At 60.8% G+C, this 18,313-nt stretch carries 20 protein-coding genes; 11 read left to right on the top strand and 9 right to left on the bottom strand.

Translation table 11 applies throughout. The features are described from left to right. Nucleotides 1–131: 131 nt before the first annotated feature. Nucleotides 132–590, top strand: coding sequence for a GNAT family N-acetyltransferase (locus I6L41_RS08785; protein WP_101531498.1), 459 nt, complete (start codon nt 132–134; stop codon nt 588–590). 93 nt (nt 591–683) lie between these two features. Here the strand turns inward: I6L41_RS08785 and I6L41_RS08780 are convergent, their stop codons facing one another. Then, nucleotides 684–2,099 carry a PLP-dependent aminotransferase family protein gene (locus tag I6L41_RS08780; protein ID WP_216963460.1) on the bottom strand — a complete coding sequence of 472 codons (1,416 nt, stop codon included), beginning with the start codon at nt 2,097–2,099 and terminating at the stop codon, nt 684–686. Nucleotides 2,100–2,221: 122 nt separating this feature from the next. Here I6L41_RS08780 and I6L41_RS08775 point away from each other — a divergent pair, with 122 nt between their 5' ends. The 8 genes from I6L41_RS08775 to I6L41_RS08740 all read left to right on the top strand — a co-directional run bounded on the left by I6L41_RS08775 (nt 2,222) and on the right by I6L41_RS08740 (nt 8,707). Continuing rightward, nucleotides 2,222–3,793 (top strand): cytochrome ubiquinol oxidase subunit I, encoded by a 1,572-nt coding sequence (locus I6L41_RS08775; RefSeq protein ID WP_216963458.1) that lies wholly within the window; start codon nt 2,222–2,224, stop codon nt 3,791–3,793. Beyond that, nucleotides 3,793–4,932: a cytochrome d ubiquinol oxidase subunit II gene (gene cydB / locus I6L41_RS08770; RefSeq protein ID WP_216963456.1), complete on the top strand. Its 1,140-nt coding sequence runs from the start codon at nt 3,793–3,795 to the stop codon at nt 4,930–4,932. Before I6L41_RS08775 ends, cydB begins: the two co-directional genes overlap by 1 nt. A gap of 16 nt (nt 4,933–4,948) precedes the next feature. Next, a complete protein-coding gene (gene cydX / locus I6L41_RS08765) occupies nt 4,949–5,059 on the top strand; it encodes a cytochrome bd-I oxidase subunit CydX (RefSeq protein ID WP_159143942.1) in 111 nt (36 codons plus the stop codon). A gap of 129 nt (nt 5,060–5,188) precedes the next feature. After that, nucleotides 5,189–6,148, top strand: coding sequence for an MBL fold metallo-hydrolase (locus I6L41_RS08760; protein ID WP_115522273.1), 960 nt, complete (start codon nt 5,189–5,191; stop codon nt 6,146–6,148). Then, complete coding sequence (locus I6L41_RS08755) at nt 6,141–6,470, top strand: hypothetical protein (RefSeq protein WP_042056354.1); 330 nt, start codon at nt 6,141–6,143, stop codon at nt 6,468–6,470. Before I6L41_RS08760 ends, I6L41_RS08755 begins: the two co-directional genes overlap by 8 nt. After that, complete coding sequence (locus I6L41_RS08750) at nt 6,458–7,315, top strand: DUF692 domain-containing protein (protein WP_216963454.1); 858 nt, start codon at nt 6,458–6,460, stop codon at nt 7,313–7,315. Before I6L41_RS08755 ends, I6L41_RS08750 begins: the two co-directional genes overlap by 13 nt. Next, nucleotides 7,308–8,102 (top strand): putative DNA-binding domain-containing protein, encoded by a 795-nt coding sequence (locus I6L41_RS08745; RefSeq protein ID WP_216963451.1) that lies wholly within the window; start codon nt 7,308–7,310, stop codon nt 8,100–8,102. The genes I6L41_RS08750 and I6L41_RS08745 overlap by 8 nt, the downstream gene beginning before the upstream one ends. Continuing rightward, nucleotides 8,099–8,707 (top strand): DoxX family protein, encoded by a 609-nt coding sequence (locus I6L41_RS08740; protein ID WP_005337566.1) that lies wholly within the window; start codon nt 8,099–8,101, stop codon nt 8,705–8,707. The genes I6L41_RS08745 and I6L41_RS08740 overlap by 4 nt, the downstream gene beginning before the upstream one ends. A 98-nt stretch (nt 8,708–8,805) precedes the next feature. On the opposite strand, the gene I6L41_RS08735 is transcribed toward I6L41_RS08740, so the two are convergent. Continuing rightward, nucleotides 8,806–9,477, bottom strand: a complete 672-nt coding sequence (locus I6L41_RS08735; RefSeq protein ID WP_216963447.1) for an NAD(P)H-dependent oxidoreductase — start codon at nt 9,475–9,477, stop codon at nt 8,806–8,808. A gap of 146 nt (nt 9,478–9,623) precedes the next feature. Next, nucleotides 9,624–10,802 carry an MFS transporter gene (locus I6L41_RS08730; protein WP_216963444.1) on the bottom strand — a complete coding sequence of 393 codons (1,179 nt, stop codon included), beginning with the start codon at nt 10,800–10,802 and terminating at the stop codon, nt 9,624–9,626. Between the two features lie 351 nt (nt 10,803–11,153). Between I6L41_RS08730 and I6L41_RS08725 the strand changes: the two genes are divergently transcribed. Beyond that, nucleotides 11,154–12,164 carry an HAD family phosphatase gene (locus I6L41_RS08725; protein ID WP_254203412.1) on the top strand — a complete coding sequence of 337 codons (1,011 nt, stop codon included), beginning with the start codon at nt 11,154–11,156 and terminating at the stop codon, nt 12,162–12,164. Nucleotides 12,165–12,325: 161 nt separating this feature from the next. On the opposite strand, the gene dkgB is transcribed toward I6L41_RS08725, so the two are convergent. The 4 genes from dkgB to I6L41_RS08705 form a co-directional block, all read right to left on the bottom strand. Continuing rightward, nucleotides 12,326–13,129: a 2,5-didehydrogluconate reductase DkgB gene (gene dkgB, locus I6L41_RS08720; protein ID WP_216963440.1), complete on the bottom strand. Its 804-nt coding sequence runs from the start codon at nt 13,127–13,129 to the stop codon at nt 12,326–12,328. A gap of 65 nt (nt 13,130–13,194) precedes the next feature. Further along, nucleotides 13,195–13,491, bottom strand: coding sequence for a putative quinol monooxygenase (locus I6L41_RS08715; protein ID WP_216963437.1), 297 nt, complete (start codon nt 13,489–13,491; stop codon nt 13,195–13,197). 352 nt (nt 13,492–13,843) lie between these two features. Beyond that, the gene (locus I6L41_RS08710; protein ID WP_159163860.1) at nt 13,844–14,062 is read right to left on the bottom strand and encodes a hypothetical protein; all 219 of its coding nucleotides are present in this window, start codon (nt 14,060–14,062) and stop codon (nt 13,844–13,846) included. Between the two features lie 75 nt (nt 14,063–14,137). Further along, complete coding sequence (locus tag I6L41_RS08705) at nt 14,138–14,524, bottom strand: DUF6404 family protein (RefSeq protein ID WP_216963890.1); 387 nt, start codon at nt 14,522–14,524, stop codon at nt 14,138–14,140. Nucleotides 14,525–14,715: 191 nt separating this feature from the next. On the opposite strand from I6L41_RS08705, the gene I6L41_RS08700 reads away from it, so the two are divergent. Then, a complete protein-coding gene (locus I6L41_RS08700; RefSeq protein ID WP_216963434.1) occupies nt 14,716–15,618 on the top strand; it encodes a LysR substrate-binding domain-containing protein in 903 nt (300 codons plus the stop codon). Nucleotides 15,619–15,789: 171 nt separating this feature from the next. Here I6L41_RS08700 and I6L41_RS08695 read toward each other — a convergent pair whose 3' ends face one another. Both I6L41_RS08695 and I6L41_RS08690 read right to left on the bottom strand, forming a co-directional pair. Continuing rightward, on the bottom strand, nt 15,790–16,023 hold the full coding sequence (locus I6L41_RS08695; protein ID WP_216963429.1) for a hypothetical protein: 234 nt from the start codon (nt 16,021–16,023) through the stop codon (nt 15,790–15,792). Nucleotides 16,024–16,216: 193 nt separating this feature from the next. Continuing rightward, a complete protein-coding gene (locus tag I6L41_RS08690) occupies nt 16,217–18,193 on the bottom strand; it encodes a methyl-accepting chemotaxis protein (RefSeq protein ID WP_216963426.1) in 1,977 nt (658 codons plus the stop codon). Nucleotides 18,194–18,313 lie beyond the last annotated feature (120 nt).

Genomic DNA, 18,313 nt, shown 5'->3' with positions numbered 1-18,313 from the left:
CGATAACGCCCCGCTCAAGGGGCGTTGTTGTTTCTGCTGCCCGCCAAAAGATACGGATGAGCCTATTTGGATTGTGGGGCACAGCCCCTAAGATGGCGCAGGACCATCACCCTTTTTGCAAGGAGCAACCGTTGGAGATACGCAAGGCAAGCGAACTGGATATCGACGCGATTGTCGAGCTGAACCGGCAGATAGGAGAGATCCACCATCAGCACTATCCCGAAGTGTTCAGCCCCCCTTCGCCAGAGGAGCGGGCATTTCTGCTCGGCGCCATCGGTGCAGAAGGGCGTCTGTTCTGCGTTGCCGAGCAGGATGGCAGGGTGGTGGGCTTTTTGACGGCGCGGATCGACATCAATGAGAGCGTGCCTTTTCTCACCCGTGCGCCGATTTGCCGCATCGGCTCGGTGGTGGTGGATGAGCAGCACCGTTCCCGCGGGATTGGCAAGGCGCTGATCGCCCATTGCGATGAGTGGGCCAAGGCCCGTGATGCTCAGCAAATCCGGCTGGAGGTGATGGCCTTCAACGAGCGTGCCCAAGCGCTCTACGAGGCGCTGGGCTTCAAGGTGCAGTCGCAGATCATGGCCAGATAACCAGTTTCTGATGGCGAGCCAAGGCGCGTCACTCCCCAACTACACAGGCCCGTTACGGGCCTTTGTTCGTTTCGTCAGCGGCTCTTTGCCACGTTACTTTTCACCGAGTTGTGCGGCAATCAGTGCGGCCAGCCGGGTGAGGGCCTGCTCCAGCTGTTCGCTCCAGGGATGGGAGCTGTTGAGGCGCAGGCAGTGGTTGTGTTGTCCCTGACTGGAAAAGAGGGCGCCGGGAGCCACTGAAAAACCGCTGCCCAGAGCCTTGGCGTGCAGGGCGCGGCTGTCGAAATGAGCAGGCAGCGCCAGCCAGAGGAAGTAGCCACCATCGGGGGAGGAGATCCGCACCTCGTCCGGCAACAGCCGTTGCAGGGCCGCCCGCATCTGCTGCTGGCGCTGGGCCAGGGTGTGGCGCAGGCGGCGAAAGTGGGCATCGACTCCGCCCTGGCGCAGCATCTCGGCCAGCGCCAGCTGGCTCGGCACATTGGTGGAGAGGGTGGACATCAGTTGCAGCCGCTGCACCCGCTCGGCATGGGGCCCCGCCACCACCCAGCCGACCCGAAAGCCCGGCGCCAGGCACTTGGAAAAGGAGTTGCAGAGCAGGCTGTCGCCACGCTGATCCCAGTGGCGGATCGGCTTGGGGCGCTCGCGGCCAAAGTAGACCTCCGCATAGACGTCATCCTCCACCAGCGGCACCCCATGGCTGTTGAGCAGCGCCATCAGCCGCGCTTTGTGACTATCAGGCATGGTGTGGCCGAGCGGGTGCTGCACATTGCCCATCAGCCAGCACGCCTTGATCGGCATCTGGCTGAGGGCGTCGGCCAGCAGGTCGAGATCGATGCCCACCCCCGGAATGACCGGGATCTCCACCGCCTTGAGTTTCAGCCGCTCGATGGCCTGCAGGGCGCCATAGAAGGTGGGGGACTCCACCACCACCCAGTCACCGGGCTCGGTCAGCACCTGCAGGCTGAGGGAGAGCGCCTCCATGGCGCCGGTGGTGATGATGATCTCCTGCGGATTGACCGCCACCCCATCGCTGGCGTAGCGCTGGGCGATGGCACGACGCAGCGCTTCGTTGCCGGGGGGAAGGTCGGCCACCGTGCTAAAGGGATCGAGCTTGCGCATGCAGCTGGCCAGCGCCCGCCCGAGCTGGGGATGTGGGAACAGGGTCGGATCGGCCACCGACATGCCAAGGGGGACCAGATCCCGCGATTTGCTCGCCTGCAACACCTCGAACACCAGATCGTTGATATCCACCGAGCCGCTGTAGTGGGTCTGGCTCGGGGTGTGCTGCACGAGCTGTGGTGAGGCGGCTTTGACGTAGTAGCCGGACTGGGGGCGGGCGAGGATCCGCCCCTGACTTTCGAGCAGTTGATAGGCCTGCAACACCGTCATGGGGCTGAGCCCGTGGGTCTTGCAGCTCTGGCGAATGGAGGGGATGCGCTCCCCCGGTTGCCAGATGCCGTCATCGATCTCGCGGCTCAGGCGTTCGGCCAGTTGTTGGTAAAGAGGCATGATCTGGATCAACTGTTATAGGTGTAATTCAATATAACTGCATCTGTTATAGGTGTCATGCTCCGTGATGTACTTGTCACGCACGAAACGTGCAAGGCAAATACAACAAAAGAGAGTGACGCATGATCAATCCGGATGACGTGGTCAGCCTGTCTCGCCTGCAATTTGGCGCCACGGCCCTGTTCCACTTCCTGTTTGTGCCCCTCACGCTGGGGCTGTCCTGGATCCTGGTGATCGCCGAGTCGGCTTATGTGATGACCGGCAAGGTGATCTATCAGGACATCACCCGCTTCTGGGGCAAACTGTTTGGCATCAACTTCGTCATGGGGGTCACCACGGGGATCACCATGGAGTTTCAGTTCGGCACCAACTGGGCTTACTACTCCCACTATGTGGGGGACATCTTCGGTACTCCGCTGGCCATCGAGGGGCTGATGGCCTTCTTCCTCGAATCGACCCTGGTGGGGCTCTTCTTCTTCGGTTGGGACAAGCTCTCTCGCGGCAAGCACCTGCTGGTGACCATGCTGGTGGCGCTCGGCTCCAACCTCTCGGCGCTCTGGATCCTGATCGGCAACGGCTGGATGCAAAACCCGGTGGGGGCCGAGTTCAACCTGCTGACCCAGCGGATGGAGCTGGTAGATATCGCCGCCGTGCTGTTCAACCCGGTGGCGCAGGTGAAGTTCGTTCACACCGTTGCGGCAGGCTATGTGGCCGCCTCCATGTTTGTGATGGGGGTGAGCAGTTGGTATCTGCTGCGCAAAACCGAGGTGCAGTTTGCCCTGCGCTCCTTCGCCATTGCTTCCGGCTTCGGGCTGGCGGCCATTCTCTCGGTCATAGTGCTCGGGGATGAGTCGGGCTATCGCACCGGCGAGGTGCAGAAGGTGAAGCTCGCCGCCATCGAGGCGGAGTGGGAGACCGAGCCAGCGCCAGCTTCCTTTACCCTGTTCGGCTTCCCGGATCAGAGTGCCGAGACCACCCACGCCGCCATCAAGATCCCGTATCTGATGGGGATCATCGCTACCCGCTCCATCGACGAGGCGGTGACCGGCCTCAAGGATATCAAGGTGCAGAACGAGGCGCGCATCCGCAGCGGCATGGTGGCAGCCGAGGCCCTCGACCAGATCCGGCAGGGCGCTGATACACCTGCCAACCGCGCCCGCTTCGAGCAGCATGGCAAGGATCTCGGCTACGGCATGCTGCTCACCCCCTATGCCAGCAATATCGCCAAGGCCGGTGAGGCGGAGATTGCCAAGGCGGTCGATGACTCCATCCCGCCGGTGGCACCGCTGTTTTGGGGCTTTCGGGTGATGGTGGGGCTTGGCGTCACCATGCTGGGGCTGATGGTGGTGAGCTTTGTTCAGCTCTGCCGTAACCGGCTGCAAGACTCGCCACGACTGCTCAAGACCCTGCTCTGGAGCATTCCGCTGCCCTGGATTGCCATCGAGGCGGGCTGGCTGGTGGCCGAGCTCGGTCGTCAACCCTGGACCATCAGCGATGTGCTGCCGGTCTCGGCCTCGGTCTCTTTGCTTCAGCCGGGCCAACTCTGGTTCAGCCTCATCGCCATCTGTTCCATCTACACCCTGTTGCTGGTGGTGGAGCTGTTCCTGTTGCGCCATGTGATCCGCAAGGGGCCCGCCATTCTCCATACCGGCCGCTACAGCGGTGAACAACCCGAACTTGCGAGGATCGCCTGATGGATTACGCAACCCTGAAACTCATCTGGTGGGCACTGGTGCTCTTCATGATGGTCGGTTTTATCGTGATGGATGGCTTCGATCTCGGCATCGCCATGCTGCTGCCGGTGGTGTCGAAAGATGACGACGACCGCCGTCTGGTGATCAACAGCGTGGGGCCGGTGTGGGAGGGCAATCAGGTGTGGCTGATTGCCGGTGCCGGCGCCCTGTTTGCCGCCTGGCCGCTGGTTTATGCCGCCGCCTTCTCGGGGCTTTACATCCCCATGGTGGTGCTGCTGCTCGGGCTCTTTCTGCGTCCGGTCGGTTTTGACTATCGCAGCAAGCTGGCCGATCCGGTGTGGCGCCGCTGGTGGGATCGGGCACTGGTGGCCGGCGGCCTGATACCGGCGCTCATCCTCGGTGCGGCTATCGGTCTGGTGATGGAGGGGCTGCCGTTTCGCTTCGACACGGCGCTGCGTCTGCACTATGGCGCCTTCGACTTCCACTGGGGCTGGCTGCTCTCGGTGCTGGCCACCGCCATCAGCCTGTTGCTGCTGCACGGCGCCGGTTTTCTGCAAGCCAAGGTGAACGGCACCCCTGCGCTGCGGGCTCGGGGGATCGCCATCCTGCTGGCTCCGCTAGTGACCCTCTGCTACCTGCTGGCCGGCTGGCATCTGGTGGATCTGCAAGGGTTTCAGCTGACCGGTGTCGGCACACAACCCTTTGACCCGAATGCTGCCATCAGCCCGCTGATGAAGGGGGTGATCCCCCACGCCGGAGGCTGGCTGCGCAACTATTTTGACTATCCGCTGTTGTGGCTGGTGCCGATCATCGGGGCGCTGGCGCCGCTGGTGAGCGGGATTGCCTCCTGGCTGGAGCGGGGCCGGATTGCGCTGCTGGCCAGCGCCATCGCCTGCGCCGCCATGCTCTGCTCGGTAGCCATCGCCCTGTTCCCCTTCGTGCTGCCCTCATCCCTCGATGCGGTCAGCAGTCTGACCCTGTGGGACAGCACCTCCAGCTACAAGACCCTGGCCATCATGTTCGGCCTCGTGCTGGTGCTGATGCCGATCAACCTGGGCTATACCGGCTGGGTCTATCGAGTGGTGCGCGGCAAGCTCGACCGTGCCCGCATCAAGCGCGACAGCCATCAACTCTACTGACCTCAAGGGATCTGCTATGTGGTACTTCACCTGGATTTTGGGGCTCGGCTTTGCCCTGCTGCTGGGCTTGTGCAACCTGCTCTGGCTGGAAGCGCGCTGGGAAGCCGATGAACGGGACGGCAACTGACGGCGGGGACTCGCGCCCCGCCATGGCCGGTGGCTGGCGTTCACTCGTCGCCATCGGCCCCTCTCTCCCCCTCTTTAAACGACACACACGACACACTTTCAACTGACAACCAACCGACAGGTAATTGTGATGAAACAGAGATTGAAAGCGGTGGCGCTGGCCATCGGCTGCGCGCTCACCGTCGCCCCGGCCTGTGCCGAACCGGTACAACTGACGCCACTGGATAAAACCTTCACCCTGCAGGTGCTCGGCAGTGGTGGCCCCATCTCCGACGATCTGCGCGCCTCCTCCAGCGAGGTGATCTGGTGGAAGGGAAAATCCCGCATCCTGATCGATGCCGGTGGCGGCGTCTACCTGCGCTTCGGCCAAGCGGGGGCCAAGCTCGAAGAGGTCGATTTTATCGGCATCACCCACTTTCACACCGACCATGTGACCGACCTGCCCGCCCTGCTCAAGGGGGCCTACTTCTTCGAGCGCAGCGATCCGCTGGATCTGGCGGGGCCAGAGGCCGGCTCAGCCTTCCCCAGCATGAGCGGCTACTTTGATGCCCTCTTCAACAAAGACAAGGGCGCTTATGCCTACCTGAGCGGTTTCAAGGATGGCACCGATGGCCTCTTCCCCATCACCCTCCATGATGTGCCCTACCAGAGCCCGCAGCCTCACACCGTTTATCAGCAGGATGGGCTGACCATCACCGCGCTCGGCATTCCTCACGGTGACGTGCCCTGTCTGGCCTATCGCATCGAGAGCGCCGAGGGGACCATCGTTATCTCGGCGGATCAGAACGGCAGCAACCCGGCTTTTGTGCCGTTTGCCAAGGGGGCCGACATTCTGGTGATGCCGCTCGCCATCCACGAAGGGGCCGACCCGGTCTCCGCCTCGCTTCACGCCAAGCCATCTGTGGTGGCCAAGATTGCCGCCGAGGTGAACCCCAAGCTGCTGGTGCTCAACCACTGGATGGGGGTTGGCCTCAATCACAAGAAAGAGGCGATGGCCATCGTCAAGCAGCAGTTCCACGGTCAGATCGTGGCCGCCCGCGATCTCTCCAGTTACCCCGTTTCAGCAGTCAAGGAGTCCGCTCATGAGTAACTCAAGCAGCAACAAAACCACCGGCAAACTGACCCTCTCCATCGCCATGACCAGCCTGATAGCCCTGACTCCGGGGCTGGCGCTGGCGGCCACCCCGAGCGATGCGCCGGTGAAAGCCGCCCCCAGCGAACAGCACGGCGGCAAGTGCGCGGCGGGCAAGTGCGGCACCGAGAAGCGCTTTGAAAAGCAAGCCCTCGACAGTGATCCACAGGGGCGGCTGGTGCGCGCCCGCGATGGCAAGTGTGGCGTGGCGGGCGAGGGGATTGATGGCAATACATCCAGCCAGGGCAGCAAGATGACGGAGGGGGTATGCGGCCAATAAGCTCCCGCAGTCGGGGGATCGGGCTGCGTCAGGAGCATCTGGATGCGCTCTGCTCCGGCCCCGTCCGCCCCGGCATCGACTTTCTCGAGCTGGCGCCGGAGAACTGGATGGCTATAGGCGGAGCCAAGCGGGCGCAGCTGCATCAGCTGGCCGAGCGTTACCCGCTGGTGGCCCACGGCCTCAGCCTCTCCCTCGGCGATTGCCAGCCCCTCAATCGCACCCTGCTCAGTCAAATCCGCACCTTTCTGGACGAGTTCGGCATAGAGGTCTATAGCGAGCACCTGAGCTTTTCCCGCGACCAGCAGGGATATCTCTACGAGCTCTTACCAGTGCCGCGTCAGTGGGAGAACATCCCCTATCTGGCAGAGCGGATCGCGCAGGTGCAGGAGGCGCTGGCCCGCCCGCTGGTGCTGGAAAATATCTCCTACTACCACGGCTATGACCACGAGATGCCGGAGGAGGATTTTCTCGCCGAGCTGGTGGCGCGCAGTGGTTGCGAGCTGCTGCTCGATATCAACAACGTCTTTGTGAACAGCCGCAACCACGGTTACTGCGCCAAGCGGATGATTGCCGGGCTGCCGGGCAGTGCGATCAGCTATTTCCATATCGCCGGTCATCTGGAAGAGGCGGATGGCACCTTGCTGGATACCCATGGTCGTCCGGTCTGTGAGGAGGTGGTAGCGCTGGCCCGTTATACGGTGCAGACCCACGGCCTGCGCCCCCTGCTGCTGGAGCGGGATCACCATCTGCCACCGCTGGCAGAGCTGGAGGCCGAGCTGGCACGGGTGCACGGCGCCTGTTGTGAGGCGATTGACAGTCAGGTGCGGGAGGTGCGCTATGGATAGACGGTTATCTCTGATCACTGCGCCCAAAACGGCACCGCAGCGGATGCAGCAGCAGACCGCCTGGCTGGCGAGCCGGGTGCGGCTGCCGCAGGATGGCATCGCCAGCCACTATGCCCGCAGCGTGCGCGCCAATGTGGAGTTGGTGCTGGAGAGCGCTTTTCCGCTCACCCACGCTCACTGGGCAGCGGTGGACAGGTGGCAACTGGTGGAGGGCTTTGTTATCGCGCACGGCGCCGAGGCTCCCGAGTTTCACCATATCGCCACCGAGTTTGTCCGCTATGTGCAGCATCGCCACAGTGAAGGCTCTCTCAACTGGCCCAGGCAGCGGCTGGCGCTGCTGGAGTACGAGTGGGCCTGCCTCTGTGTCGAGATTGATGAAGGGGTGGTGCCGCAAGTGTTGCCGGGGGAGGAGGTAACGGCGGAGAGTTCGTTTACGCTCAATCCCACCCTGCAACTGCTTGAGCTCCCCTTTGCCATTCGTCGCAGCGGCGTGGTGCCGACCCGACAGGGCAACCACTTCTATGGCCTGTTTCGCAGCCCGGAACATCAGGTGGTGACCCAGCGCTTGCGCGAATGGGATGTGGCGCTGATCCAGTTGCTGCAACAGCAACCTGGGATCACCCAAGCCGCGTTCCAGCAGCAGGTGCAACAGGTTCGCAGTGATTTTGATCTGAGCGAGTGGGCTCGCCATTTTCACCGGCTGGGTCTGCTGACCTTGTCCGTTGGCGAGCGCCAGCCCGGCGCCCCCTTGCCCCCATTTAGCAAACACCAAGGAGAATTCCCATGAACAACACTCTGATCCAGTGGTACGAGCGGGCGGTGGCCCAGTGCAAGCGGCTCGATTTTCTGGCCCTGCTGGCCATTCGTCTCTATCTCATTCCGGTCATCTATGTGGGGGCCCACTCCAAGGTGATGGGCTTTGCCGGCACGGTCGCCTGGTTTGGTGCCCCGGTCTCGGAAGGGGGGCTCAACTTGCCGTTCCCGACACTGCTCGCCTTTCTGGCGGCGGGCACCGAGGTACTGGGCTGCATCTGCATCGCCCTTGGCCTCTTTACCCGTATCATGGCCATTCCCACCATCTTCCTGATGAGCGTGGCGAGCGCCATGGTGCACTGGAAGCACGGCTGGGACGCCATCGCCACCGGCAGCATGGAGGCCACTGTGCGCCTCAACGGATTTATCGAGTGGCTGGCCGCCAACTTCCCCGGTCGCTACAACTACATCACCGAGCTGGGTGATCCCGTGATGCTCAACAACGGGATGGAGTTTGCCGCTACCTACTTCGTGATGCTGCTGGTGCTGCTGGTTTACGGCGGGGGCCGCTACGTCAGCCTCGACTACTGGCTCAAGCGGGCGGTGACCGGCAAAGCAGGCGTGCAACAGGCGGCATAATGCTTGCCCACAGATAACAAAAACCATAACGACAGAGCGTGAAAAACAGCGAGCGGCCGGGGGCCGCTCGCTGTTTTTGTGCTTTGGGGGGGCAGCTACTACTGGTAGCGGCCGACTGCGATGGGGGACTCCTGCTCAATCTGGCCAAGGCGCTCGGCCCACTGGGCGAGCCAGGCTTCCCGCTCTTCTTGCGAGACCCGCACCGGGGCATAACAGATATGGGGGCGCAGCACATCGAAGCCGACAAATTGCAGGATCCCGCGCTGGATGGGGCGCAGCACCCCGTCGATATCGCCGTTGAAGCCATCGGGCAGATAGGCCTCGGCGGGGCCGCCGGTTGTGAGGCTCAGCAGCGCCCGCTTGCCGCGAAACTTGCCGCTCTCGTAGATATGGCCCTGACCGTAGACTCGCCCCATGGCAAAGACCCGATCCACCCACCCCTTGAGAATGGCGGGCAGGCCAAACCACCAGAGCGGGAACTGGAAGATCAGCAGATCGGCCGCCTCCAGCTTTTGCATCTCCTGCTCCAACTGCGGGGCAAAGCTGCCCTGCTCGGTGGCAGCCAGCTCTTCAAGCTGCAGCTTGAGAAAATCGGGATCGCTGGCGGCAGTGAAGTTGCGCCGATCCGAGACGGGATCAAAGCCCATAGCATAGAGATCGCTGGTCATCACTGTGTGGCCCGCCTGCTCCAGCGCCCTGATGGCGTGGCAGAAGAGGGCACCGTTGAAGCTTTTGGGTTCGGGATGGGCATAGACGATAAGCACCTTCATAACAGACTCCGTGGCAAATGATGCTAGGGGGTAGGCTTGGTTACTGAAACAGTTGCTGAAATGGTTGCCGCTGTGTCACAGCATAGAAGCCTGCCGCGCCGATTGCAGCAGGCGCCACGCCCTTGCGTGACGCCTGCTGGCGCAGCTTATGCCTGACAGGCGGCGAGCCGGAGGGCTTCGCGGCGCTCGCTGACATGGGTTAGCCCGTAGGCCAGCAGCACGATAAGGGCGCCGATCCAGGGGGTGTGCATCAGGCCGAGGTGCTCTACTACAAAACCACCAACCACAGATCCCAGCGCGATGCCGACGTTGAAGGCGGCAATATTGAGGCCCGATGCAACATCCACTGCCTTGGGGGTGTGCAGTTCGGCTTGTTTCACCACCAGCACCTGCAGACCCGGCACGTTGCCGAAGGCAAAGGCGCCCCACACCAGAATGGTGAGCACGGCCAGCACCGGATGGGGGGCGGTGAAGGTGAGGGCCAGCAGCACCAGCGCCAGACCGGCAAACAGCAGTTTCAGTGCGGGCAATGGGCCCATCTTGTCGGCCAGCTTGCCGCCCCAGATATTGCCGACGGCAACCGATACCCCGTACACCAGCAGGATCAGGCTCACCGCACCGGCGCTAAAGCCGCTCACCTGCTGCAGGATGGGGGCGAGGAAGGTGAAGGCCGTGAAGGCGCCGCCATAACCAAGGGCGGTTTTGGCGTAGACCAGCAGCAGCGGCTTTTTGGTCAGTACCGAGAGTTGCTCGCGGATGGTCGAGGCTGCCCCCTTGGGCAGGTTGCTCGGGATCAGCAGCAGGCTACCCACCATGGCGATGAGGCCGAGCAGGCTTACTACCAGAAAGGTTTCACGCCAGCCAAAGACCTGACCAATCCAGGTGCCGAGCGGTACGCCGGTCACCAGCGCCACGGTGAGGCCGCTGAACATGATGGCGATGGCGCTTGCCGCCTTCTCTTTGGCCACAAGACCCGTGGCGATGGTGCTGCCCACCGAGAAGAAGACCCCGTGCGCCAATCCGGTGAGGATGCGGGCCACGATCAGGCTCTCGTAACCCGGGGCCTGCCAGGCCAGCAGGTTGCCGGCGGTAAAGAGTGCCATCAGCCCCACCAGCAGCCACTTGCGCGGCACTTTGCCAGTCAGCGCTGTGAGCACAGGGGCGCCGATGGCTACCCCAAGGGCATAGAGGCTGACCAGCAGGCCCGCCGAGGGGAGCGAGACATTGAGCTGCTGGGCGATGGTGGGGATAAGCCCCACGATCACAAATTCGGTAGTGCCGATCGCAAAGGCACTTAAGGTAAGGGCAAATAACGCCAGTGGCATAACAACTCCTTGGATAGGGACTCCCGACGGGAGAATGGCGCCAGTATGCCGATGGGTTTTGTTGGCAAAAATGACGGTGACATCAAATTACTTTTGCCAAATTAGCAGCAATGGCGATGAGTGGGAGGGGGTTGTGCTGCCCGCTGCGTGAGCGCAACGCAGTGATCTGCCTCGCAGAACGGGATGAACGCTGCTCCTTTTCTGAGCTTGCTTAAGCTCCAGTACAAGCTGGCCGCCATAGGATTTTCCCTGTGAAACCCGTGTGTGTTGAACCCATGCGCGCCGGTGTTGTGATGGCCGTGCGCTTTCATCTACAGGCAATAGACAGGCAATACCCAGCTGACAGGTAACATGATGACATTGAATCGACTCTCCTCTCTTTTGCTGCTGTGCGGCGCCTTTGCGGTACAGGCTGGCCAGAGCGATCCCCTCTCTGCCTGGAATGACACGGCGGCCAAGCAGGCGATTACCCGCTGGGTGACCAATGCCACCGATCAGCAGCAGGCCACTTTTATTCCGCCAGAGAAGCGCCATGTGGTGTTTGACAATGACGGCACCCTCTGGCCTGAAGCGCCCATGACCTATCAGCTGCAGTTTGCGATGGACGAGATCAAGCGCCTGGCGCCGGAACACCCGGAGTGGAAGGCTGACCCCATCGTCGCGGCAGTGCTGAACAACGACCTCAAAGCCGTGGCCAAATCGGGGGAGAAGGGGTTCGCCAAGTTGGTGGGACTGACCCACAGCGGCATGACCACCACCGAGTTTACCGAGCGGGTTAGCCGTTGGGTCAACAGCAGCAAGGATCCCCGTTTTGGCTGCCACTACGATCAGCTCGGGTATCTGCCGATGAAGCAGCTGCTGGGGTACCTGCGGGATAATGGCTTCCAGACCTGGATTGTCTCCGGCGGCGGCGTCGATTTTATGCGGGTGATGTCCGAGCAGATGTATGGTATCCCGCCCCAGCAGGTGATTGGCTCCTTTACCCTCGGCGAGTTTGCCCTGACCGGGGAGGGCAGCGAGATCCGCAAGACCATGAACGGCGCTTATTTCGATGACAGCAAGGCGAAACCGGCCGCCATTCACCTCTTTATGGGGCAGCGTCCGGTCGGCGCTTTTGGTAACAGCGATGGCGACGTGCCCATGCTGCAATACACCTCGACCAACCCGGATTACCACACTTTTGGTCTGTTGGTGCACCACACCGATGCCACGCGCGAATACGCCTACGACAGCCATCCGCCTGCCAGCGGCAAGCTGATCGATGGGCTGGCACAGGCAAAAGCGCGGGGTTGGGTGGTGGTCGATATGAAATCAGACTGGAAGCAAGTGTTCGATCCCGCCCTTTGCCAGAACGCGCCCTGATTGCGGGGCTGTATCTGGCATCAATGTGGCGACTGGACGTTCAGCAAGCGCTGCAAAGCGTGAGGCAAGAAAAGAGACAGGGAGAGCATGATGCTCTCCCTGTCTAATTTGGCTTGCTGGCGAGCCAGCCTTTCTTTCGCGTTAGTCTCACGCCTTTCGCGTCAGTCCCATGCAGGGGCAAAGTCGGGATTGGCGCAGCGCTCACCCCGATCCAGCGTGGCGATGGCGGCCATCTCCTCGCTACTCAAGGTGATATCGAGAGCGGCCAGATTGGCAGCCTGATTCTCCCGTTTGGTGGAGCTCGGGATCACTGTCATGTCCTGCGCCAGCAGCCAGGCCAGCGACACCTGCGCCGCCGATACCCCGTGGCGCTGGCCAATCTCCATCAGCAGCGGCTCGCTCAGCACTTTGCCATAGGCGAGCGGCATATAGGCGGTGACGGCGATACCGTGGGCCTTGCAGAACTCGACTACCTTGCGGTTTTGCAGCAGGGGATGAACCTCGATCTGCTGGTGAGCGATGGCCCCAGGCCCCATAATCTCGATAGCCTGTTTGAGTTGGGCCACGGTGAAGTTGGAGACCCCGATCTCCCGGGTCAGGCCCCGGGCCTTGGCCTCGGCCAACTGCTCCAGATAGACCGCCATCGGCACCTCATCCTTGGGGGAGGGCCAGTGGATCAGCGCCAGATCCAGATAGTCAGTGCCCAGTTTTTCCAGGCTTACCTCCAGGCTCGGGATCAGCTTGCCCGGGCCAAACTCGCTGGTCCACACCTTGGTGGTCAGGTAGATCTCGTGGCGGGCAACAGTGCTGCGGGTCAGCACGGCGCCGACCTCGGCTTCGTTGTCATAGATCTGGGCGGTATCGATATGGCGATAGCCCAGCTCCAGACCGTTGGTCAGGGTGGCAAGCAGCGGCTCGCCCTTCAGGCGGAAAGTGCCCAGACCCATGGGTGGCATATTGATCATCTTGTTCCTCAATGGGGTGGTGGTTGGCCCTTGATGGGCTAAGTGGAAAGTGGCACAGGGGCCAGTCAGGCGCCCAGCGGCAGATAGCGGCGAATGGTGCTGCTGGCAAACCAGGGCTCGGCCTTGGCGACAAATTCGGTAAAGTGGGGTTGGCCCTGATGGGCGGTGAGGACCGCTTCGCTCTCCCATACCTCGTAGAGCATCCAGCTGTAGGGATTGTCCAAGTTCTGATGCAGCTGATAGCGCTGGCAGCCCGCCTCTTGCAAGGTGGCCGCAATCAGCGGCTCAAGGGCGGCGCGAAACTGGGCGGCGAATTCGGGTTTGGCTTCAAGCTGGGCAATCACAATCACGGGTGATGACATCTGAACCTCCTTGGCAAAAACGAAGGGCCAGTATGCCTGCCGTGACTTGCTGGAAACAGAGCGCTGGTCGCAAAACAGTATTGAGGGGAGAGCAGCAATAGCAGTAGTGAGAAATTTTTATGAATGATTGTCTGAATTTGTAGTCAACCCCCCTGTTTCTGCATGAGTCATCAGCTCACCTTCGCTGATTGCGCGTTCAATGGCAAACCACCTAAAACCCGCAAAGAGATATTACTGGCCCGTATGGACGCTTTGATCCAGTGCTTATCTCACAGTGAGGGCACAACTGTTTGATCATCTAGTGAACTACTTGATTATTTGTGGCTATGAACGTCCAAGCTATAGCCAATCATTACAAGGCTGCCATGATGGCCGGATGAAGCTTTTTTGCGATCACCATGCCAAGGAAAATGGAGGCAAATAGAGGGAGAGGATCCCAGCTTCGTCGATAGCTGCGCCAGTTGCCATTGTGGTGGCGGAAAAGCCTGTAGGCGAGAACCAAGAGGCCAATGGCGGTTTGGATGAGGCAGTTAATTGAAAAGCTGATAAAAAATTTAACGAAATCTGGCAAGGTGAGAGTCCGAGTCTGTGAAAGTGTGCTCTTCAGAACCTGTATTGCACCCAGTTTCAATCGGCAGCAGGAGCTTTAACCTTCTTCTGCTGTGCCTTCACTGATGTGCTGGTGATCCAACTGCTCCCATGGGGTCAATCCAAGCTGCCGGCGCTTGAGCCAGAGTCCAATTAAGGTGAAAAGACCAAATACGCCAGCGAACATGGCTGTGTTGAACAGGGCTGATAAAAGATCCCTTCCCTCTGGATGCCAGACGAATGTCCACATAATCAGACCCCATAACGGCGCAATAGAGAGGCCGGAACAGAGGAAATTGGTAAGCCAGCCCGCGTAATAAGGCGGCTTGACGGGGACGTCGAGTTTACGCAGCAATTTGAACAGCCACGGATTGTAGTGAAATTCCTTGAGGCCACTATCAGCCAGTAGTTGATGGGCAATAGCCAGCCGTTCTTCAAACTCCATTAATGTATCTCCTTGATGATCTGGCTTCATACGATTCCTCTTGATGGCATTCTACTGATTAAACAGGATGAGCGATAGTGATTCTCTCTGGTTATTTCTCTTCGAAAAACAAGATCGTCTCTCTGAGCACGCTTGCCAATCCACAGCAGCTACGCCTATAAAGACTCATTACTCTTGTCCGGATAACAGCAATGAAGACCCATTCTGATGAACTGACCCTGTTTGTGGCGGTGGTGGAGGCGGGCAGTTTTCGCCAGGCGGCGGAGAACCTCGGCATGGATAACTCGGTGGTGAGTCGCGGTATCAAGCGGCTGGAGGAGAAGCTCTCCACCGTGCTGCTCAATCGCACCACCCGCCGGGTCAGCCTGACCGAGGAGGGGAGCTGGTTCTATCAGCGGGCGGTGAAGATCCTGACCGAGATGAGCGAGGCGGAGGGGCATCTGCTGATGCGCCGGGAACAACCCGAAGGGGTGTTGAGAGTAGATGCGGCCACCCCCTTTATCCTGCACCGGCTGGTGCCGCTCATCGGCGAGTTTCGCCGTCGCTACCCTGCCATCGAGCTACAGCTGCACAGCTCGGAGGGCTTTATCAATCTGATGGAGCGGCGGGTGGACATGGCCATCCGCATCGGCGAGCTGACCGACTCCTCCCTGCGTGCGCTGCCGCTTGGCCGTTCGCGGCTGCGGCTGCTGGCCTCTCCTGCTTACTTGAGCGAGCGCGGCATCCCGCGCCAACCGGCGGATCTGCTGAGCGGTCACGAGCTGCTTGGCTTTTTGCATCCCGATCACCTCAACCACTGGCCGCTGCTCAGTGCCGAGCAGGGGGATCGCTTTGCCATCACCCCCAGCCTGCGTGCCAGCAGTGGTGAAACCTTGCGTCAGCTGGCGCTGGCGGGTCAGGGGATTGTCTGTCTGTCGGATTTCATGACCGGGCCGGATCGGGAGAGCGGCGCGCTGGTGGAGGTGCTGGCCCGCAGCAACAGTGGCGCCTCGCGCCCCATCAATGCGGTCTTCTACTCCGATGCCCAGCGGGATATCCGACTGCGGGTCTGGCTCGATTTTCTCAAAGAGCAGCTGGGCAGCCATACCCTTTAGCACAGGTTGGTTTGTGCGGTTTGTTTGAACGGTTAGTCGCTGCGGTTTGCTTAACGAAAAACAAGCCGCTCATTCGTTGGGGTCAATCAGCATTAGCCTGGCGGCAGATAAACAGACGGCCGACTTGAGGGGCGGCCGTCGGTTCGGGAAGGTGTGTGAGGTGAAGCGCAGTTACCGTGGCAGTTTGCCCCATACCCGGCTGAGCAGGGCGCCGCCGATCACCGGCGGAATGGCCAGCAGCAGGGTCCACTGCCAGGAGAGGCCGCCGACGGTGGCGGCCAGTACGATGCAGGTGAGCACCACCAGTTGGGCCACCATCATCAGGAAGGTGCCTTCGCGGGGGGTCAGGGTCTCTTTTTGAGTGGCGACGTGGGCTACGGACGCTTGAGTGGTGGTCGGTTTCATGGCGATATCCCTCTGTTGAGTCTGATATCACTAAGCAATGGCCGTTCCACATTTTTTCATGTTAATTATCAATGCCTTGCGAGTTCTGTCGTCATTCCCGTTTCGAGAGCGCAGGCAAAATGATTTGCAAAATGAAAACGCCACCCTGTGGTGGCGTCTTGGTTATTGAGAGGGAGAGAGGGAAGCGCCGGGTCTAGCCAATCCGGTATTGGCGGATCTGCTCGTCGATGGCTTTGGCCAGTTCGAACAGTTCGCGGCTGGCGGCATTGCTCTCCTGTGCGTGTTCCCGCTGGTGTTCGGCCACCATGGCCAGCTCGTCGAGCGCCGTTCTGGCTTGCCCCATCTGTTGATTCTGCGCCTGCGCCAGCGCGCTGATCTCGTTGATCTCGAGGGCGGTTTGGTTGATCTGGCTGGTGGCATCAACCAGCACCTCTCTGGCCTGATTCATCCGGTTGTATCCCTCTTCGCTCAGGTTGCGGGAGTCTGCCATCGAGCTGCTGGCCTGCCGCGTTCCCTCCTGCAGGCGCAAGATAAGATCCTGTACATCCTTGGTGGCGGTCTGGGTACGCACCGCCAGTTGGCGTACCTCGTCGGCCACCACCGCAAAGCCCCGTCCCATATCCCCCGCACGGGCCGCTTCGATGGCCGCATTGAGGGCGAGCAGGTTGGTCTGGTTTGAGACATCGCGGATGAGGTTCATGATCTGGGTGATGTTGTTGCTGTCTTTCACCACCTCATCGAGCAGGGCTGAGGAGCTGCCGATGCTGCTGCGCAAGGTGTCGAGTTGCGCGGCGCTCTGGGTCACATCCTGCTCGATGCTGAGCATATGGTTGGCGATGCGTTGGGTCACGTCGTTGACCCCTTCAGAGCGGCTGGCGATCTGCTCGGCGTTGTCGCCGATGGTGGTGACCACAGTGGTCAGCTCCTGAATGCTCTGGGCCTGCTGGCACGCTTCTCCTGCCAGTGCCTGGGCCTGCTGCATGGATTGGGACGACTGGGCGGAGAGGGCACTGCCTGACTGCTGGAAGCGGGAGAAGCTCTGGTTCAGGCTCTGGATCAGCTGATTGAAACTCTGGGCCATCATTCCCAGCTCCGACTCATCAGAGAAGTCAAGGCGGGTCGCCAGATCCCGATCGGCAGTGATGTGATGCATGCCATCTGCTGCTTGACGAATGGGGCGACTGATGGAGTGAGCCAGCCAGGCGGAGGCCAGCATGGCGATCCCGCCGATGGCGAGCGAGACCATGATGATGAGCTGGCGGGATTCCTGCAGTCCCTCTTCCAGCTCGGCGCTGTTGATCTCGCCAATCAGCAGCCGGTTGAGGGTGGGGATGTAACGCACCGCGATGAGGTAGGTTTGCCCCTCCAGCGTTAGCGCCTCTACCGCCACCTGTTCCCGGGCATTGGGAATAAGCCGTTTGACGGTATCGAGGAAGGATTGCTGGTGGTGGGCGGCCCCCTCCACCTCCTGCTCGGGGTGGATCTCGATATTGCCCTCCATGTCCGCCAGATAGACCTGACCGCTCTTGCCGATCCGATAGCCGCTGATGAGTTTGCTCAGGGCACTCATGTCGATGGAGGTACCTGCCACCGCCAGGGTCTTGCCCTCGTGGGTGACGGCGGTGTTGATATAGAGGGAGGCGCGCTTGTCAAAATCCGAGATGTCGAGGTTCAGCTCATAGGGTTTGCTGCGTTTGAGAAAGCCGAAAAACCACCCATCTTTCGGGTCTGATTCGCTCAGCGATTTCTGGGCGATGGGGCCGCCGCTGAAGTTGATCAGGGTGTTGCTCTGGCGGGGGGCGATAAAGACGTTGCCGCCGATCCGCCGTTGCAGATCCTGAAAGTAGCGCTCCATGGCGGGCCACTCTTGTTCTGGCATGCCAGCGGTCAGCCAGTCGATGACAAAACGGTTGCTGGCTAGCGCCTGCGCCTCGGTCAGGTGCTGGATAAGCTGCGCGGTCAGCTGGTTGGCAATGCGATCCACACTGCTTGGTAGCTCGTAGCGTTCGACCCGCTGCTGGGCCTGACTGTGGGATATCTGCTCGAGGATCAAGGTGATGCAGCTGATGGCGATGGCCATCAGTATCGCCACGCCAGCGAGGATCCGGGTGCGGATCCCGAGCCCTGACCAGAGTGATTGCAGTGTAAAACGGTGTATCGCCCTCTCCATATCGCTCTCCTCATAAATAAGGTCGCATATGCGACCCAGATGATGATTATAGATAGAGAACTCAATTGCGTTGTGGCGGATGGTAACAACAGAGGGCGGCAGAAAAACAGGAGTGAGCAA

This window comes from Aeromonas sp. FDAARGOS 1411, assembly GCF_019047125.1.
Taxonomy (GTDB): Bacteria; Pseudomonadota; Gammaproteobacteria; order Enterobacterales; family Aeromonadaceae; genus Aeromonas; species Aeromonas veronii.
The sequence above is the reverse complement of the archived record's forward strand: the minus strand, read 5'-3'. Positions and strand labels throughout refer to the sequence as shown.

Coding starts and splice junctions, on each gene's coding strand:
- I6L41_RS08780 (WP_216963460.1), bottom strand. CDS start 2,099: ATGCCTCTTTACCAACAACTGGCCGAACGCCTGAGCCGCGAGATCGAT.
- I6L41_RS08775 (WP_216963458.1), top strand. CDS start 2,222: ATGATCAATCCGGATGACGTGGTCAGCCTGTCTCGCCTGCAATTTGGC.
- cydB (WP_216963456.1), top strand. CDS start 3,793: ATGGATTACGCAACCCTGAAACTCATCTGGTGGGCACTGGTGCTCTTC.
- cydX (WP_159143942.1), top strand. CDS start 4,949: ATGTGGTACTTCACCTGGATTTTGGGGCTCGGCTTTGCCCTGCTGCTG.
- I6L41_RS08760 (WP_115522273.1), top strand. CDS start 5,189: ATGAAACAGAGATTGAAAGCGGTGGCGCTGGCCATCGGCTGCGCGCTC.
- I6L41_RS08755 (WP_042056354.1), top strand. CDS start 6,141: ATGAGTAACTCAAGCAGCAACAAAACCACCGGCAAACTGACCCTCTCC.
- I6L41_RS08750 (WP_216963454.1), top strand. CDS start 6,458: ATGCGGCCAATAAGCTCCCGCAGTCGGGGGATCGGGCTGCGTCAGGAG.
- I6L41_RS08745 (WP_216963451.1), top strand. CDS start 7,308: ATGGATAGACGGTTATCTCTGATCACTGCGCCCAAAACGGCACCGCAG.
- I6L41_RS08740 (WP_005337566.1), top strand. CDS start 8,099: ATGAACAACACTCTGATCCAGTGGTACGAGCGGGCGGTGGCCCAGTGC.
- I6L41_RS08735 (WP_216963447.1), bottom strand. CDS start 9,477: ATGAAGGTGCTTATCGTCTATGCCCATCCCGAACCCAAAAGCTTCAAC.
- I6L41_RS08730 (WP_216963444.1), bottom strand. CDS start 10,802: ATGCCACTGGCGTTATTTGCCCTTACCTTAAGTGCCTTTGCGATCGGC.
- I6L41_RS08725 (WP_254203412.1), top strand. CDS start 11,154: ATGATGACATTGAATCGACTCTCCTCTCTTTTGCTGCTGTGCGGCGCC.
- dkgB (WP_216963440.1), bottom strand. CDS start 13,129: ATGATCAATATGCCACCCATGGGTCTGGGCACTTTCCGCCTGAAGGGC.
- I6L41_RS08715 (WP_216963437.1), bottom strand. CDS start 13,491: ATGTCATCACCCGTGATTGTGATTGCCCAGCTTGAAGCCAAACCCGAA.
- I6L41_RS08705 (WP_216963890.1), bottom strand. CDS start 14,524: ATGGAGTTTGAAGAACGGCTGGCTATTGCCCATCAACTACTGGCTGAT.
- I6L41_RS08700 (WP_216963434.1), top strand. CDS start 14,716: ATGAAGACCCATTCTGATGAACTGACCCTGTTTGTGGCGGTGGTGGAG.
- I6L41_RS08695 (WP_216963429.1), bottom strand. CDS start 16,023: ATGAAACCGACCACCACTCAAGCGTCCGTAGCCCACGTCGCCACTCAA.
- I6L41_RS08690 (WP_216963426.1), bottom strand. CDS start 18,193: ATGGAGAGGGCGATACACCGTTTTACACTGCAATCACTCTGGTCAGGG.